The sequence below is a fragment of the Bacillus cereus group sp. BfR-BA-01380 genome (assembly GCF_022663535.1).
Lineage (GTDB): Bacteria > Bacillota > Bacilli > Bacillales > Bacillaceae_G > Bacillus_A > Bacillus_A cereus_BB.
This window is the reverse complement of record NZ_JAKUFS010000023.1, coordinates 79,918-94,678: the sequence shown is the minus strand read 5'-3', so window position 1 is coordinate 94,678 and position 14,761 is coordinate 79,918. Positions and strand designations below refer to the sequence as shown.

The following is a 14,761-nucleotide window of genomic DNA, read 5'->3' as shown; positions in this document are numbered from 1 at the left end:
GCCAGCGTTCATCCTGAGCCAGGATCAAACTCTCCAATAAAGTGTTTGTCTAGCATCATAAATAAAAATTGACGTTTCACGTTGTTTGTTTCGTTCAGTTTTCAAAGAACTAAAAGCGGGTGAAGAGAATCGAACTCTCGACCAGAGCTTGGAAGGCTCTTGTTTTACCACTAAACTACACCCGCATGGTCGGGAAGACAGGATTCGAACCTGCGACCCCCTGGTCCCAAACCAGGTGCTCTACCAAGCTGAGCCACTTCCCGTAATTGGCGCGCCCGAGAGGACTCGAACCCCTAACCTTTTGATCCGTAGTCAAACGCTCTATCCAATTGAGCTACGGGCGCTTAATGTATGTTGTTTGTTTTTTGCGACTCAATTAATATACCATGATGGTGAAATTAATGCAAGTACTTTTTTATTTCTTTTTTTGGTGCGGCCGAGAGGACTTGAACCTCCACGGGGTTTCCCCCACTAGGCCCTCAACCTAGCGCGTCTGCCATTCCGCCACGACCGCATATGCGGGTGAAGGGAGTCGAACCCCCACGCCAAAGGCGCCAGATCCTAAGTCTGGTGCGTCTGCCAATTCCGCCACACCCGCGAAATTAAAATAAATGGTGAGCCATGAAGGACTCGAACCTTCGACCCTCTGATTAAAAGTCAGATGCTCTACCAACTGAGCTAATGGCTCTTAAATGGCTGGGCTAGCTGGATTCGAACCAGCGCATGACGGAGTCAAAGTCCGTTGCCTTACCGCTTGGCTATAGCCCATCGATTTAATCGAATAATTTAACATCTTTGAGGATATCACTTACATTTGCTTCACAAGATTTTTTAGTGAAGAAATACATTTTATCATACCCTCTAACAAAAAAAACAACTTCCATCTATTAGAAGTTTAAATGGCGGTCCCGACCGGGGTCGAACCGGCGATCTCCTGCGTGACAGGCAGGCATGTTAACCACTACACCACGGGACCATTTGGTTGCGGGGACAGGATTTGAACCTGCGACCTTCGGGTTATGAGCCCGACGAGCTACCAGACTGCTCCACCCCGCGATAATATTTATAAATTTATATGGTGGAGGATGACGGGATCGAACCGCCGACCCCCTGCTTGTAAGGCAGGTGCTCTCCCAGCTGAGCTAATCCTCCGAAGTGGTGACCCGTACGGGATTCGAACCCGTGTTACCGCCGTGAAAGGGCGGTGTCTTAACCACTTGACCAACGGGCCAAAATTATGGCAGAGAAGAAGGGATTCGAACCCTCGCACCGCGTAAGCGATCTACTCCCTTAGCAGGGGAGCCCCTTGAGCCACTTGGGTACTTCTCTATATGGCTCCGCAGGTAGGACTCGAACCTACGACCGATCGGTTAACAGCCGATAGCTCTACCACTGAGCTACTGCGGAATATTGAAGACAATTTATATCTTATAAAAATTCACTTTCTAAGTCAAGCGTCTCCTACAATATTCTGTAGTGACGTGACATGTTTATAATATACTGGATTGTTTTTTTAGTGTCAAGGGGTTTTTAAACCTGCTTTAATTTGCCTTTACACTTTCCGCATACATACTGAACCGTATTCACTCTACGCCTTCTTACATATTGAAAATGACATGTTATACATTCATAAACATATTGTTTTACCTCCACTTCTCTTCCCGCAATTCTTTTACAAAAACGCGGTGCATTTACAAGCTTTAATAATTCACGAAAGTCTTTATCTCGATGTTGATACCCTTTCCCCATAAGATGCAAATGATAATGACACAACTCATGTTTAATGATCCCAATTAACTCCTTTTCTCCATAAGCTAAATAATAATGATAATTTAGTTCTATATGATGAGTTCTTAATATATACCGTCCACCTGTCGTACGTAAACGTTTATTAAATGTTGCTTTATGCAAAAAAGGTCTCGCAAAATATTTTATTGATACTTCCTCCACTAATTCCTGAATATTTATTTCATGCATCCTTATCTCTCCTACCCATGAAAATAAATCTACACGTCTTTTTTGTCTCATGCATACATTAAATAGTACATATACCCATCCTCATTCCTGTAAAAGGAGGGATTCATATGCCAGCATGGCTTCGCAAACAAATGCGGCGTGCTTATTATGAAAAAAACCGCTATCAAATTAAATTACTTAACGAATGCTGGTTTTTTTATAAAAAAAAGCAACATCCTTAGTAAACAAAGGGAGCGGACCAACATTCCACTCCCTTTTCATTCAGCTAATAGAAAGGTCATCCATGGGCGCGGCACCCTATCATTCATTTTTTCAGCCTTCTATCGGCAGCATAGATAAGGCGACGCGTCCCTTTTTCATATCAATTTCATCGACCCACACTTTTACAATTTGTCCGACAGACACAATATCTAATGGGTGTTTTACAAACCGCTTACTTATTTTAGAAATATGAACTAATCCATCTTGCTTCACACCAATATCTACAAAAGCACCAAAATCAACAACATTTCGAACTGTACCTTCTAATTCCATACCGCGTTTCAAATCTTCTAGTCTTAAGATTCCCTTTTTAAGAAGTGGCTTTGGTAATTCATCACGTAAATCTCTCTCTGGACGAATAAGGGCGTCAATAATATCTCGCAGCGTAAGTTCCCCAATGCTTGTTTGCTCTGATAACGAAGAAATTTCTACTTCCTCTAAGCATTTTTGCAAACGAGGTTGTCCAACATCTGTAATAGATAATCCTAAACTTTTCAATAATAACTCCACATTCTTATATTGCTCTGGATGAATGCTTGTTCGATCAAGTGAATTCTCACCTTCTAAAACTCGTAAAAATCCGATGCATTGTTCATATGTCTTTGCACCTAAGCGCGGTATATCTTTCAGTTCAGCACGTTTCGTAAACTTCCCGCTCTCTTCACGTTTTTTTACAATGTTTTTCGCAACTGTTTTTGATAAACCAGAAACATATTGTAACAAGGAAACCGAAGCCGTATTTACGTTCACTCCAACTTGGTTTACAGCTGTTTCAACAACAAAGGTTAATGATTCATTCAACCGCTTTTGCGATACATCATGTTGGTATTGTCCCACCCCAACAGACTTCGGATCAATCTTCACTAATTCTGCAAGAGGATCTTGCAAACGTCTTCCAATGGAAACTGCACTTCTTTCTTCAACTTGCAAATTAGGAAACTCTTCTCTCGCTAAATCTGATGCAGAATATACACTTGCACCAGCTTCATTGACAATAATATAAAACACATCACGTACAGCCGCTTGTAGTACATCTACTACAAATTCTTCCGTTTCACGAGAAGCCGTACCATTTCCAATTGCAATTACTTCTACTTCATACTTTTCTAAAATTGAAATACATTTCTTTTTCGCTTCTTCATATTTCCGAACAGGCGGATGCGGATAGATGACATCAATATGCAGTACTTTTCCCGTATCATCTACAACCGCAAGTTTACATCCTGTACGATACGCCGGATCTACGGCCAATACTACTTTCCCTTTCATCGGCGGTTGCAACAATAAATTCCGTAAGTTCTCTGAAAAAATATGAATCGCTTGTTCTTCCGCTGTTTCTGTTAACTCTTTACGGATTTCCCTTTCAATAGACGGTTGAATTAAACGCTTATAACCATCATCAATCGCTTCTTGTACATAAGAAGTACTTGGCGCGTATGCATTACGAATTACTTTTTTATGTAAAAATTGAAGAATTTCTTCAACTGGAGGAACAATTGTTACTTTTAAAATTTCTTCTTTTTCACCGCGATTCATAGCCAATACACGATGAGGAACAACCTTTTGCAGCGGCTCTTCATAGCTATAATACATTTCATATACATTTTTTTCGTCTTTTTCTTCATCTTTCACAACTGCTGAAATTGTCCCTTTTCTAAAGGTAGTATTACGGATCCAACTACGATAAGATGCTTCATCGGACACATATTCTGCAATAATGTCTTTTGCACCCTGCAGTGCTTCTTCTAGCGACTGGACTTCTTTTTCTTCACTCACGAACACTTTTGCTTTTTCTAGCACATCATCCTTCGCAAACGTTAATAGCCAATCTGCTAAAGGCTCTAATCCCTTCTCTTTCGCAATCGTTGCTTTTGTTCTTCGTTTTTCTTTATATGGGCGATATAAATCCTCCACTTCTTGTAGTTTTGTTGCAGATACAATGTTACGACGCAATTCTTCTGTAAGCTTTCCCTTTTCATGAATTAAACGCAACACTTCTTCTTTACGATTTTCAAGTTGAGTAATATATTGCCATCTTTCTAAAATCGAACGAATTTGCACTTCGTCTAATGAATTTGTCCATTCTTTTCGATAACGAGCAATAAAAGGGACTGTATTACCTTCCTCTGTTAACTCAATAACATGACGAACTTGCTTCTCTGAAAAATTCAATTCTTTCGCTAACATTTTCATTAATTCTTGGCGGTTATCTACCATTTCCATTTGCAACAAAACCTCCTTCAATAATAAAAAAAAGTTGCTCTTAAAAGAGAGCAACTTTAACGTTGAACTAAAAATCTATCAGTCCTAAACTAATTTGCAGAGCTTCATCTACACGATTCATCAGCAGATCGTCTAACTGAGTGATTTTGTCCGTTAAGCGCTGCTTATCGATTGTTCGAATCTGTTCGAGCAAGATAACAGAATCTCTCTCAAATCCATACTTTTTTGCATCAATTTCCACATGGGTTGGCAATTTTGCTTTCTGAATCTGTGCAGTAATGGCCGCCACAATTACGGTAGGACTAAAGCGATTCCCAATGTCATTTTGAATGACAAGAACCGGACGAACGCCTCCTTGCTCAGAACCAACAACTGGGGAAAGGTCTGCAAAATACACGTCGCCGCGTTTTACAATCAAAAGATTACCCCCCGCTAACTAAGCGTTCTACCGTATGAGCTGCTTCATACTCTGCTAAGAAAGCTTCAGATGCAATACCAAGATTAATTTTTCCCATTTCAATGTACCCACGTCTCATTGATTCATGCTGGTAGCGCTTCTTCGTTTTATGTTGGCGCAATAACAATTGTGTTGCCTGGCAAATAAGTTCATTGCGATTCTTATTCTCTTGTTTTCCAATTCCGTCTAATTCTGTTACCACTTGTTTCGGCAACCGAACAACGATTTCAGTAGTTACACTTGATTCGGACACAAAAATACACCTCCACCGTCAACTACACACACATATATGACACCTATTGTAATAATACCATTGTATAGGGCCTGTTGCAAAGACTTCCTAATGTCTGGTTTTATGTTTTCCAACTGGGAAATAAAACATTCACTTCCCTGTACTTTTCTTTTTCATTCTTCTAAAGCGAGTTTCTCAAATTACCATCTAGTAAAAAATAAACGTACATTTAAACCTCAGAAGCCCCTCTTATATATCATGCAAATAATTTACCACCTCTACTACTTTTCCACTTTTCACATATACGCGTGGAACACGAAACCCAATTGTTGCAATCACCTCATAATTAATTGTCCCTAAATACTCCGCAACCTCAGTAGCACTAATATACCGATCGTCTTGTCTTCCAACTATAGTGACTTTTGTCCCAAGCGATACTTCATACGGCATGTGAAGCATTAGCATATCCATTGTAATTCTCCCCACAATTGGCGCTCTTATACCATTTACAAGAACTTTGAATCCTTGCAACCTTCGTAACCAACCATCAGCATATCCAACAGGCAATGTAGCAATCCATTCTTCTTTTTCCGTTCGATAGGTGGCGCTATAACTAACACCTTCACCTTTTTCGCTATTTCTATCCACTCTTTTTGAAATACAGTTAATGTAATGTCATTCTCCGCTGCTACATTAACATCTTCTGGACGTGAAGGACCTAATACTAAAATAGGCGATTGAATTCCAGCTCTTCTCAAAACTAAAGCTTCATCTAAAAAAGCAACAGCTAACCTTGTTGCCCCCGCTGCTAATGCTGTATTTGCAACCTGCACTGCTCCATGACCATATGCATTCGCTTTCACAACAGCAAAAATCTCTACGCCTTTAGGGATAATAGACTTAATACGAGTTACATTCTTATAGATCGCATCTAAGTTTACCTCGACCCACGTATCACGATAAAGTGAAACTTCCGTCAGTGGGGGGTTCTTCATCCCCCACTGACGGTTAGTTGAACCAATCGGGCTTTTACGGGCAGTTATCCCCCACCTATCTTCTTTGCTTCTCTCTGAGTCTTAAGGTCGGGGTCTTACTGCCCGTTAATGCGGGATAAAATTGCGATTTTTCCATCTAGAAAAAAACACTTCCTTTATACAATATGCAAAGCTTATTCTTTTATATTCACTTTTTTCTCACCTTTATTACATCAGATTACATAAATTTTTTATCAATAAAGTAAAACGTGGTGTACACTGTAGTCACCACGTTTTAGTCATTTACTTTACTTGTTTCTGAGTCACAGAACGCGCTACCATTAATAATTCTTCTTGTTTCAAACCTTTTGATACAAGCATATACTCCACTCCATTATGTGACCATGTAACAGAATCTTTTGTTAATGCCCCCATAGTGAAACCTAAATCAACAGGCTCCCCACTCACACTTTGCGTCGCAATCGTTGGTGCTACTTTCGCCTTTTCTTGTATTAATGTAAAACTCTTCTTATTACCAGTGTACGTAAGAATACTACGTTTTCCATTATCCGCCTCAAATTCTTTCTCTTCTTTTAAAGTCATGCCTTGCGGTGTATCATTTGGGTACAAAACAGCAAATGGTTTTTCTTGTTGAGCTGTCGTTTGTATATCAACTTGTGCTCTAGACATATTTTGCTTCGTATCAAATGCGCCTTTATCAAATTGCGCATCAAACTTTACTTTCGAAAAATCTACTTGCACAAGAACATTTTGATCATTATCCATCAATTTCACTGAAACAGGCGATAAATCTTTTTTATTAAATGTAATTTGTTGCTTTGGCAACATATTTTGATGATGATAGTTTGTTTTCGTTTCAAACACATAATATTTGTCTGTTTTCTTAAACGAACGGTCCTTATCGTTTAAAATATCCCTTACAAGCGATTCATATAAATATGCTTGACTGCTATTTTGCGGCCAATCACTTTGAAAGCGAAAGCTTTTATTTAAAGATGGAGTAAGAACAAACACACCTTCATCATTTCGTAAAATAATTTGACTTTGATCTTTCTTTGCGTTTTTTAAATTCACTCGGTAATACGAAGGTTTCTTATACCAAACTTCAACATCATACACTTGTGGTTCATTCCCTGTTTTAATCGATAGTTTCGCTTCTGCTTGATAGCTTTTCATGTCTTTTACTCTTTCATTCAGGTCTTGCACAACATCTTCTTTCTTCTTCTCCATACAGCCTGCTAACAGAAAAACGGTCAACAAACCGGCAATAAACAAAAATAGCCGCCTTTTCATACGTTCAGCCCCTTTGTCTCAATAAGTAAGTGGAAGAAAACCTCTTCCTTAACGCTACTCAAATATATGAGACAAAGAGTTGAAATATGCAGACTAGCTTGACGGGCTTTCTAAAACAACCTGCGCTACCGCAAACTCTCGGCTATGGCTAATCGAAAGGTGGATAGTATGATTTGCATTCGCAAGTAAAATAGGTTTTCCTCTTTCATCATTCATAATTTCAATATGTAAAAAACTAACCTCTTTTCCAATTCCAGTACCAAGCGCTTTCGAATACGCTTCTTTCGCCGCAAAGCGCCCTGCAACAAATTCACTACGTCTTTTTCCTTTTAACGTGTATGCCACTTGGCGCTCATTTTCCGTTAAAATACGCTCTATAAATTTCGGCTGCCCTTCTATCATCTTTTCAATTCTTTCAATTTCAATAATATCGATTCCAACTCCTACAATCATATCCTTCCGTTCCTTCCTTCTATTTTCTTTCTCACTTTCATATTGTAAGAATAACAGACAATACGTTAACAGCAAAAGGAGTGTAAATATGAATGCTCCATTAAAATACTCATTTTCTTCTTTCCCTCCGATTACTACGGCACTACTTTTTATACAACTTGTTTTACTATTATTAGGGAATAAGGTACTATCTATCGGAATCGCCTGTAACGGGTGTATAGCTGAAGGAGAATGGTGGCGACTCATTTCTTCATTATTTGTTCATACAACATTTTCTCATTTTCTATCCAATAGTGTCTGCTGCTTTGCACTTGGGTTTTCATTAGAAAAACAACTACATAGCATTCGGTTTCCACTTGTATTTCTTACCTCTGGAATTACCGGAAATATCGCTTCTTACCTTTTATTCCCACCCCAATATACTCATACAGGAGCTTCTGGCGCTATTTTCGGATTATTAGGGGTGCAGCTTTATCTATTCTATATGCAATATCAACCTACTAGAAGAAAAGAAATTCTTCTCTTTGTTATCATTTTATGTATTCTCCTTGCATTTACATTTCTCAATACAACAACAAATTCAATTAGCCACCTAGCCGGATTACTTACAGGAGCTTGCTTAGGACCCTTATTTATAAAAAAAACAGATGGTGCATAAGCTTATTTCACCCAAAAGCTTGCACCATCTATTATCTCCACCCCCGCCTTATCAGTCATATCTCTCATCAACTGCAAGAGCGCTTCATCTTTTTGTTTCGCTTCTATCATACAGTGTATTTCCGGAACACTCCCTTTTATATGTCGCAAAAAAGAAACGAAAGAATCAGAATCAATAAAATCGGCATGCGCCCGCGGATTCTTCCCTTCTCGCGGACTCGAAATATGCATTTTAATCGGCAAAGGGGATTTCTCCCACGTTTGCACAACACGTTCCCAGTGGCTTTCCCATTCTTCTAAATCATGGTTTATCATATGATGATGTAAATCAAAAACTACCGGAACTCCAAGTTTTTCTCCTAAGTACAGCGTCTCTTTTAAAGAAAATGTAGTGTCATCATTTTCTAGCATAATCATCTTTTGAATCCTCGCTGGAACAAGCGACCAGTTTTCAATAAATTTTTCTAGCGCTTGTTCTTTATTCCCATATGCACCACCAACATGTAAAACACAACGATGTGTTCTATCGATTCCCATTCCCTGTAGCAACTTCCCATGCATCTGTAATGTTTTTAGCGACTGCTTTACAACAGGTGGACGCAATGAATTTAAAACAACAAAATGATCTGGATGAAAGTCAATTCGCATCCGTTTTTGTTTTGCGTATTCCCCAATTTTTCGTAAATTTTCTTGCAAAGGTTTTATATAGTCCCATTCTAACAACGCCTCATGGGTTGCCAGAGGAATTAATTTCGAACTTAAACGAAAGAATGAAATATTATGTCCATAATTATGTTTTAACAACCGTAAACAATTCTCCAAATTAGAATTAGAAATCCTCTCTAAATTTTTGATTGCTACTTCTCTGTCTTGTATTCGCTGAAACTTCGCATACGTCATTGTTTGAGAAGGAGAAGCATTTTTGACACGCACACTCATCGCAACATACCCAAGCTTTACGAGCATTCCATTTCCTCTTTTCCGATACAAGTTTCTATGTAGCATGCCCAAATAAAGACAAAAAAAAAGACAACCTTTCGAAAAAGGCTGCCTCTTTTCTATATATTTAGTTAGATTGTGGCTTACGGCCTGTATGCTTTCTTTCGCCACCACGCCCTCTAGGAGCTCCAGAACGTCCTTCACGTCCTTCACGCCCTTCGCGTCCTTGACCTTCTCCTTTACGGCCGCCACGATTGCGGTTGCCATCACGGTTACGGCCGCCTTCACGATTACGATTTCCTTCGCGGTTACCATCACGATAACCACCTCTTCCGCTTCCGTTTCCGTTTCCATTTCCGTTTCTCTTTCTAGAACGATCTTTTGAAACTACTGGCGGCTCTGATGTTAAAGAAACTGGCGTTGCATCCGGCTCTTTTGTCATCATTTTTAAAGCACCTGCTACAACCGCTACAGAATCATGCTCTTCTAACAACTCTTCTGCAATACGTTTGTAGTATGCTAAGTTTTCACTTTCAATAATGCTTTGAAGCTTTTCAGCGATTAAACGTTGTTGGCCTTCTAAAGCTTCATCTAATGTTGGCGGGTTCATACGATCTATTTTACGTTTTGTTGTACGCTCAATATTCTTTAATTGACCTGTTTCACGTGGTGTTACAAATAGCATTGCAAGACCTGTTTTACCTGCACGACCTGTACGACCAATGCGGTGTACGTATGATTCAGGGTCTTGTGGAATATCAAAGTTATATACGTGCGTTACACCTGAAATATCAAGACCGCGTGCTGCTACATCTGTCGCAACAAGAACTTCAATTGAACCTTCTTTAAATTTACGTAATACAGAAAGACGCTTCGCTTGTGTTAAATCACCATGAATTCCTTCTGCTGCATAGCCACGTAGGTTTAATGCTTCTGATAATTCATCAACACGACGCTTTGTACGACCGAACACGATTGCAAGCTCTGGAGATTGAATATCTAATAAACGTGTTAATACGTCAAATTTCTTTTTCTCTTGCACTTCTAAATAGAACTGCTGAATGTTTGGCATTGTTACTTCTTTCGATTTAACCTTAATATGTGTAGGCTCACTCATGAAGCGTTCAGCAATGCGACGGATTGGATCTGGCATTGTTGCTGAGAATAATAATGTTTGGTGTGTTTCAGGAACATCTGTTAAAATCGCTTCAATATCTTCAATGAAGCCCATATTTAACATTTCATCTGCTTCATCAAGAACAACTGTCTCTACATTTTGCAGACGAAGTGTTTTACGTTTAATATGATCTAAAATACGTCCTGGCGTACCCACAATAATGTGTGGACCTTTTTTCAGCGCACGAATCTGACGGTTAATATCTTGACCGCCATAGATTGGTAAAATGCGCACACGCTTATGTTGACCAATTTTGTATAGCTCTTCACCTACTTGAATTGCTAACTCACGAGTTGGCGCGATAACGATACCTTGAACTGTATCTTGACGTGTATTTACTTTTTCTAATAATGGTAATCCAAATGCAGCTGTTTTCCCTGTACCTGTTTGAGCTTGACCAATGATGTCTACACCTTGTAAGGCTACTGGAATTGTTTCTGCCTGAATTGGTGTTGCCTCTTCAAAACCCATGCTTTCAACAGACTTTAGCAAAGAACTGCTTAATCCTAACTCTCGAAATGTTGTCAATTTTACTTCTCCTTTTCTCTCTAAAATAGCCCAGGTTATTCCTTCTTCTCATATTCACAGGATATCCAAGTAAGGTTGGGCTAAGTCTTCTTTAGACAAAATGCGTTATCAGCGCAAGATTGCCTAACAATTATAATAAAACTAGCTTTTGAAAAATGAATGTAACAAGTATGCGCACTTTAAACATCCAAACGGAAAGCTAGACAAAAGTAGTCCCGAGACAAATTTATCCCGCTATTCTTGGGTAGTAACCCCCCACTTCAAACAATTATAACTTTCAAATGGCAGGAGTAATTATCCTAACTATTCATTCAAAAAAGACATTTTCCGTGTTTGCGGAAAATGCCCTTTCCCTAATGTTCACATATATAAACGGGCCTACATTTATCACAAAAATACTCTACAACGTTATTACACCCTATCAATTATAAGTTTTGTATGTGTAAAAAGCAAACCCAACTCTCCCCATATTTTATATATGAGTTCTTCCATTTTTATCCTAGTTTTTAAATTCCTTTATTGTAAGGGTTTCCGTATTAACTGGCAGTAACCAATGAATAGAGTAGACCATATGCAAAGGCAACAAAGCCCCATTACTTGATCATCGTAATAATTTCCTCTAATTTCATGCCACGAGATGCTTTTACTAATACAACGTCTTTCACATCAACGACTTCTTTTAAATCTTTAACGAGTTCTTCTTTATTATCGTATGCCTTTACGCGTTCATTAGGAAAATTAATTTTTACACCTTCTGCCATTTGTGCCCCTAGCGTACCGTACGTAAACACATATGCAATACGGGCCGGATCAATTAGCTTTCCAACTTCATAATGAAATTGTACTTCTTGGTTACCAAGCTCCAACATATCGCCAAGCACGAGAATTTTTTTAGAAAATCCATCTAATTCATTCATTAAATGGAACGCTGCTTCCATCGCTGTCGGACTCGCGTTATATGCATCATTAATAATTGTTAACCCTGCATCTGTTTTTACAACTTCCATACGCATGCCTGTCATTTTCAAATTCACTAAACCTTGTTTCATTTCTTCCCACGTTACGCCAAAGAACTTAGCGACCGCCATTGATGCTAATGCGTTATATACATTATGTTTCCCAAGAACGGGCAAATAAAATACTACATCCTGCGCTTGATTCATTTTAAATTGTGTACCTGTTGCTTCCAACTTTACAGATACTGGATAGTAATCATTCGCTCTTGCATCACCAAATGTAATTGTCTTTGCTGATAAATTCATGCCTGGCACACGTGTAGTTAACAATGGCTCATCTCCATTATAAACAAACACGCCATTATCTTGTAAACCTGTCACAATTTCTAACTTCGCTTCGGCAATTCCATCACGAGAGCCCAAATCCATTAAATGTGCTTCTCCAATATTTGTAATAATCGCTGCATTAGGACGAGCAAGCTTTGACAAAAATTCAATTTCACCACGGCTCGACATACCCATCTCTAATACAGCTATTTCTGTATCTTCTTCTAAATTCAAAATTGTCAACGGAAGTCCGATATGGTTATTGAAATTCCCTTCCGTTTTTTGCACTTTAAATTTTGTTTCAAGTAAGCTTGTCACAATATCTTTCGTTGATGTTTTTCCGTTACTTCCCGTTACACCAACTACTTTTACATTTAACTGGTCACGATAATTTTTTGCTAATGTCTGCAATGCTTGTAATGTGTCTTCTACAAAAATAACTGGTATATTTTCTGGCGGGTTGGCCACACCTTTTTTCCATAGCGTTGCAACCGCACCATTTTCTATCGCTTTCCTCGCAAAAGTATGACCATCAAAGCGTTCTCCTTGAATTGGAACATATAAATTCCCTTGTTCAATCTTTCTTGTATCAATGGAAACGCCTTTTATCGCTATATCATTCCACTGCTCTGCTAAGCCAGTTCCACATACCATTTGTTCAACTTGCTTCGCTGTTCGTTGTATCATATAAAAACACTCCTTACAAGGAAGAAACACTATTCATTTGAATAGTGCTTCTCCTTTCTTGTTAGATTGTATATTGAATTTTTTGTTTTTCTTCATGACGTTCAATCGCTAAGCGCACTAATTCTTTAATAAGCTCTGGATACACCAATCCTGTATTTTCCCATAACAGAGGGAACATACTAAATGGCGTGAATCCTGGCATTGTATTTACTTCATTAATAAATACATCACCATCTTTCGTTAAGAAGAAATCTGCTCGCGTTAATCCCGCACCATCTAAAGATTGAAATGCACAAATCGCATACTCTTTAATCTTCTCATATTCCGCTTCCGTAATTTCAGCAGGAATAACCATCGCTGTATCGCCATCAATGTATTTTGATTTATAATCATAGAATTCTTTTTTAGCTACGATTTCACCTACAACCGAACATTTCGGTTCATCATTTCCTAATACACCAATTTCCACTTCACGACCAACAATATTCTCTTCTACGATGATTTTACGATCGAATTGGAACGCTTCTTCAAATGCACTCTCTAACTCAGCACGATTTTTACATTTATTAATTCCAACGCTCGAGCCAAGATTTGCTGGTTTCACGAAACATGGATAGCCTAGTATTTCTTCAACTTTTTCATGCGCTGCTGTGCGATTTTTCTCCCAAGCACTGCGAATAAACGAAACATATTTTGCTTGCGGTAAGCCCGCTTCCGCAAAAATATTTTTCATAATCACTTTATCCATACCTGCTGCTGATGCTAATACACCGTTCCCTACATATGGAATATTCATAAGTTCTAACAAACCTTGTACTGTTCCATCTTCACCATTTGGCCCATGTAATAACGGGAAGATTACATCGATTGCATTCTCTTTATCAGAAGCTGACATCGGGATAATCTCTGAACTTAATGAGATAGGAGAAATTGCATTCTCTTCTCCGTTCAATTGCAACGCTTGAACGTTTTTTACTTCACCTTCAATACGTTCACCGCGAACCCATTGTCCTTGCTCAGTAATATAAATTGGATGAACCTCAAATTTTTCTTGATCTAACGCTTTACTAACAGCAAGAGCTGTTTGTAAAGAAACTTGATGCTCTGCTGATTTCCCACCATATAATAAACCTAATTTAATTTTCATAATGAAATCACCCTAATCGTTTGTTTTCATTTTTCTATTGTAGCACTTTTTACAAAAATAGATAGTTCCTATTTTCGTAAAAAGCGAAACTGCCCACTAATAGTAAGATAGCCACGCCAGCATAACAATTTTTCTAGTTATGTACCTAATAGTATGAGAAAACAAACGTATTTGTGTATGATGAAAACCTTATCCCGCTATTCGCGGGCAGCAATACCCCCACCTCAAAATTAGGCGAAAGCATTGTCCAGTTCCAGTGGCTAGAATGTTCGGTGGCTTCGCTTCTTCCTGCGAGGTAAAAAACACCTCTACGTCAGAAGCTCCATCCCCCTCACATTCTGGACGAGCCACTTCCACATTTCTTTGTTGCCCAGCTCTAGCGGCTAGAATCTCCGGTCGTTTCGCCCCCTCGGACGAGGCAAAAAAGCGCCTCTCTGTCGGGTACTCCAACG

The 14,761-nt window shown here is 38.9% G+C and carries 12 protein-coding genes, 13 tRNA genes and 1 pseudogene; 2 read left to right on the top strand and 24 right to left on the bottom strand.

The window, feature by feature from the left end; all coding sequences use genetic code 11:
- Window positions 1–114 precede the first annotated feature (114 nt).
- The 14 genes from MR076_RS19415 to MR076_RS19350 all read right to left on the bottom strand — a co-directional run bounded on the left by MR076_RS19415 (window position 115) and on the right by MR076_RS19350 (window position 1,977).
- A tRNA-Gly gene (locus MR076_RS19415) sits at window positions 115–185 on the bottom strand.
- A gap of 1 nt (window position 186) precedes the next feature.
- Window positions 187–263, bottom strand: a tRNA-Pro gene (locus MR076_RS19410).
- A gap of 4 nt (window positions 264–267) precedes the next feature.
- Window positions 268–344, bottom strand: a tRNA-Arg gene (locus tag MR076_RS19405).
- 84 nt (window positions 345–428) lie between these two features.
- Window positions 429–514 (bottom strand) — tRNA-Leu (locus MR076_RS19400).
- 3 nt (window positions 515–517) lie between these two features.
- Window positions 518–598, bottom strand: a tRNA-Leu gene (locus tag MR076_RS19395).
- A 14-nt stretch (window positions 599–612) separates the two neighbouring features.
- Window positions 613–688, bottom strand: a tRNA-Lys gene (locus MR076_RS19390).
- A 5-nt stretch (window positions 689–693) separates the two neighbouring features.
- Window positions 694–768, bottom strand: a tRNA-Gln gene (locus MR076_RS19385).
- Between the two features lie 132 nt (window positions 769–900).
- A tRNA-Asp gene (locus MR076_RS19380) sits at window positions 901–976 on the bottom strand.
- A 3-nt stretch (window positions 977–979) separates the two neighbouring features.
- Window positions 980–1,056 (bottom strand) — tRNA-Met (locus MR076_RS19375).
- A gap of 20 nt (window positions 1,057–1,076) precedes the next feature.
- Window positions 1,077–1,152, bottom strand: a tRNA-Val gene (locus MR076_RS19370).
- 4 nt (window positions 1,153–1,156) lie between these two features.
- Window positions 1,157–1,231: transfer RNA gene (locus MR076_RS19365), tRNA-Glu, on the bottom strand.
- Window positions 1,232–1,238: 7 nt separating this feature from the next.
- Window positions 1,239–1,329, bottom strand: a tRNA-Ser gene (locus MR076_RS19360).
- A gap of 3 nt (window positions 1,330–1,332) precedes the next feature.
- Window positions 1,333–1,407 (bottom strand) — tRNA-Asn (locus tag MR076_RS19355).
- 123 nt (window positions 1,408–1,530) lie between these two features.
- Window positions 1,531–1,977 carry a SprT family protein gene (locus tag MR076_RS19350; protein WP_242223290.1) on the bottom strand — a complete coding sequence of 149 codons (447 nt, stop codon included), beginning with the start codon at window positions 1,975–1,977 and terminating at the stop codon, window positions 1,531–1,533.
- A gap of 107 nt (window positions 1,978–2,084) precedes the next feature.
- Here MR076_RS19350 and cmpA point away from each other — a divergent pair, with 107 nt between their 5' ends.
- Window positions 2,085–2,198 (top strand): cortex morphogenetic protein CmpA, encoded by a 114-nt coding sequence (gene cmpA, locus MR076_RS19345; RefSeq protein ID WP_020063275.1) that lies wholly within the window; start codon window positions 2,085–2,087, stop codon window positions 2,196–2,198.
- A 91-nt stretch (window positions 2,199–2,289) separates the two neighbouring features.
- On the opposite strand, the gene MR076_RS19340 is transcribed toward cmpA, so the two are convergent.
- The 6 genes and pseudogenes from MR076_RS19340 to acpS form a co-directional block, all read right to left on the bottom strand.
- The gene (locus MR076_RS19340) at window positions 2,290–4,461 is read right to left on the bottom strand and encodes a Tex family protein (protein ID WP_242223288.1); all 2,172 of its coding nucleotides are present in this window, start codon (window positions 4,459–4,461) and stop codon (window positions 2,290–2,292) included.
- A 67-nt stretch (window positions 4,462–4,528) separates the two neighbouring features.
- Window positions 4,529–4,879, bottom strand: a complete 351-nt coding sequence (gene ndoA, locus MR076_RS19335) for a type II toxin-antitoxin system endoribonuclease NdoA (protein ID WP_242223287.1) — start codon at window positions 4,877–4,879, stop codon at window positions 4,529–4,531.
- A gap of 4 nt (window positions 4,880–4,883) precedes the next feature.
- Entirely contained in the window at window positions 4,884–5,171 is a 288-nt protein-coding gene (locus MR076_RS19330; RefSeq protein ID WP_242223284.1) for a CopG family ribbon-helix-helix protein, read from the bottom strand.
- 228 nt (window positions 5,172–5,399) lie between these two features.
- Window positions 5,400–6,130 (bottom strand): annotated as a pseudogene (locus MR076_RS19325) (alanine racemase).
- A gap of 297 nt (window positions 6,131–6,427) precedes the next feature.
- The gene (locus MR076_RS19320; RefSeq protein WP_242223299.1) at window positions 6,428–7,375 is read right to left on the bottom strand and encodes a LolA family protein; all 948 of its coding nucleotides are present in this window, start codon (window positions 7,373–7,375) and stop codon (window positions 6,428–6,430) included.
- A 156-nt stretch (window positions 7,376–7,531) separates the two neighbouring features.
- The gene (gene acpS / locus MR076_RS19315) at window positions 7,532–7,891 is read right to left on the bottom strand and encodes a holo-ACP synthase (RefSeq protein WP_242223282.1); all 360 of its coding nucleotides are present in this window, start codon (window positions 7,889–7,891) and stop codon (window positions 7,532–7,534) included.
- Window positions 7,892–7,979: 88 nt separating this feature from the next.
- Here acpS and MR076_RS19310 point away from each other — a divergent pair, with 88 nt between their 5' ends.
- Window positions 7,980–8,549 carry a rhomboid family protein gene (locus tag MR076_RS19310; protein WP_242223280.1) on the top strand — a complete coding sequence of 190 codons (570 nt, stop codon included), beginning with the start codon at window positions 7,980–7,982 and terminating at the stop codon, window positions 8,547–8,549.
- Between the two features lie 2 nt (window positions 8,550–8,551).
- On the opposite strand, the gene uvsE is transcribed toward MR076_RS19310, so the two are convergent.
- The 4 genes from uvsE to MR076_RS19290 all read right to left on the bottom strand — a co-directional run bounded on the left by uvsE (window position 8,552) and on the right by MR076_RS19290 (window position 14,312).
- Entirely contained in the window at window positions 8,552–9,514 is a 963-nt protein-coding gene (gene uvsE, locus MR076_RS19305) for a UV DNA damage repair endonuclease UvsE (protein ID WP_242223278.1), read from the bottom strand.
- Between the two features lie 100 nt (window positions 9,515–9,614).
- Window positions 9,615–11,192, bottom strand: a complete 1,578-nt coding sequence (cshA, locus tag MR076_RS19300) for a degradosome RNA helicase CshA (RefSeq protein ID WP_242223276.1) — start codon at window positions 11,190–11,192, stop codon at window positions 9,615–9,617.
- 593 nt (window positions 11,193–11,785) lie between these two features.
- Window positions 11,786–13,162, bottom strand: a complete 1,377-nt coding sequence (locus MR076_RS19295) for a UDP-N-acetylmuramoyl-tripeptide--D-alanyl-D-alanine ligase (RefSeq protein WP_242223275.1) — start codon at window positions 13,160–13,162, stop codon at window positions 11,786–11,788.
- 61 nt (window positions 13,163–13,223) lie between these two features.
- Complete coding sequence (locus MR076_RS19290) at window positions 13,224–14,312, bottom strand: D-alanine--D-alanine ligase (RefSeq protein WP_242223297.1); 1,089 nt, start codon at window positions 14,310–14,312, stop codon at window positions 13,224–13,226.
- Window positions 14,313–14,761: the final 449 nt, after the last annotated feature.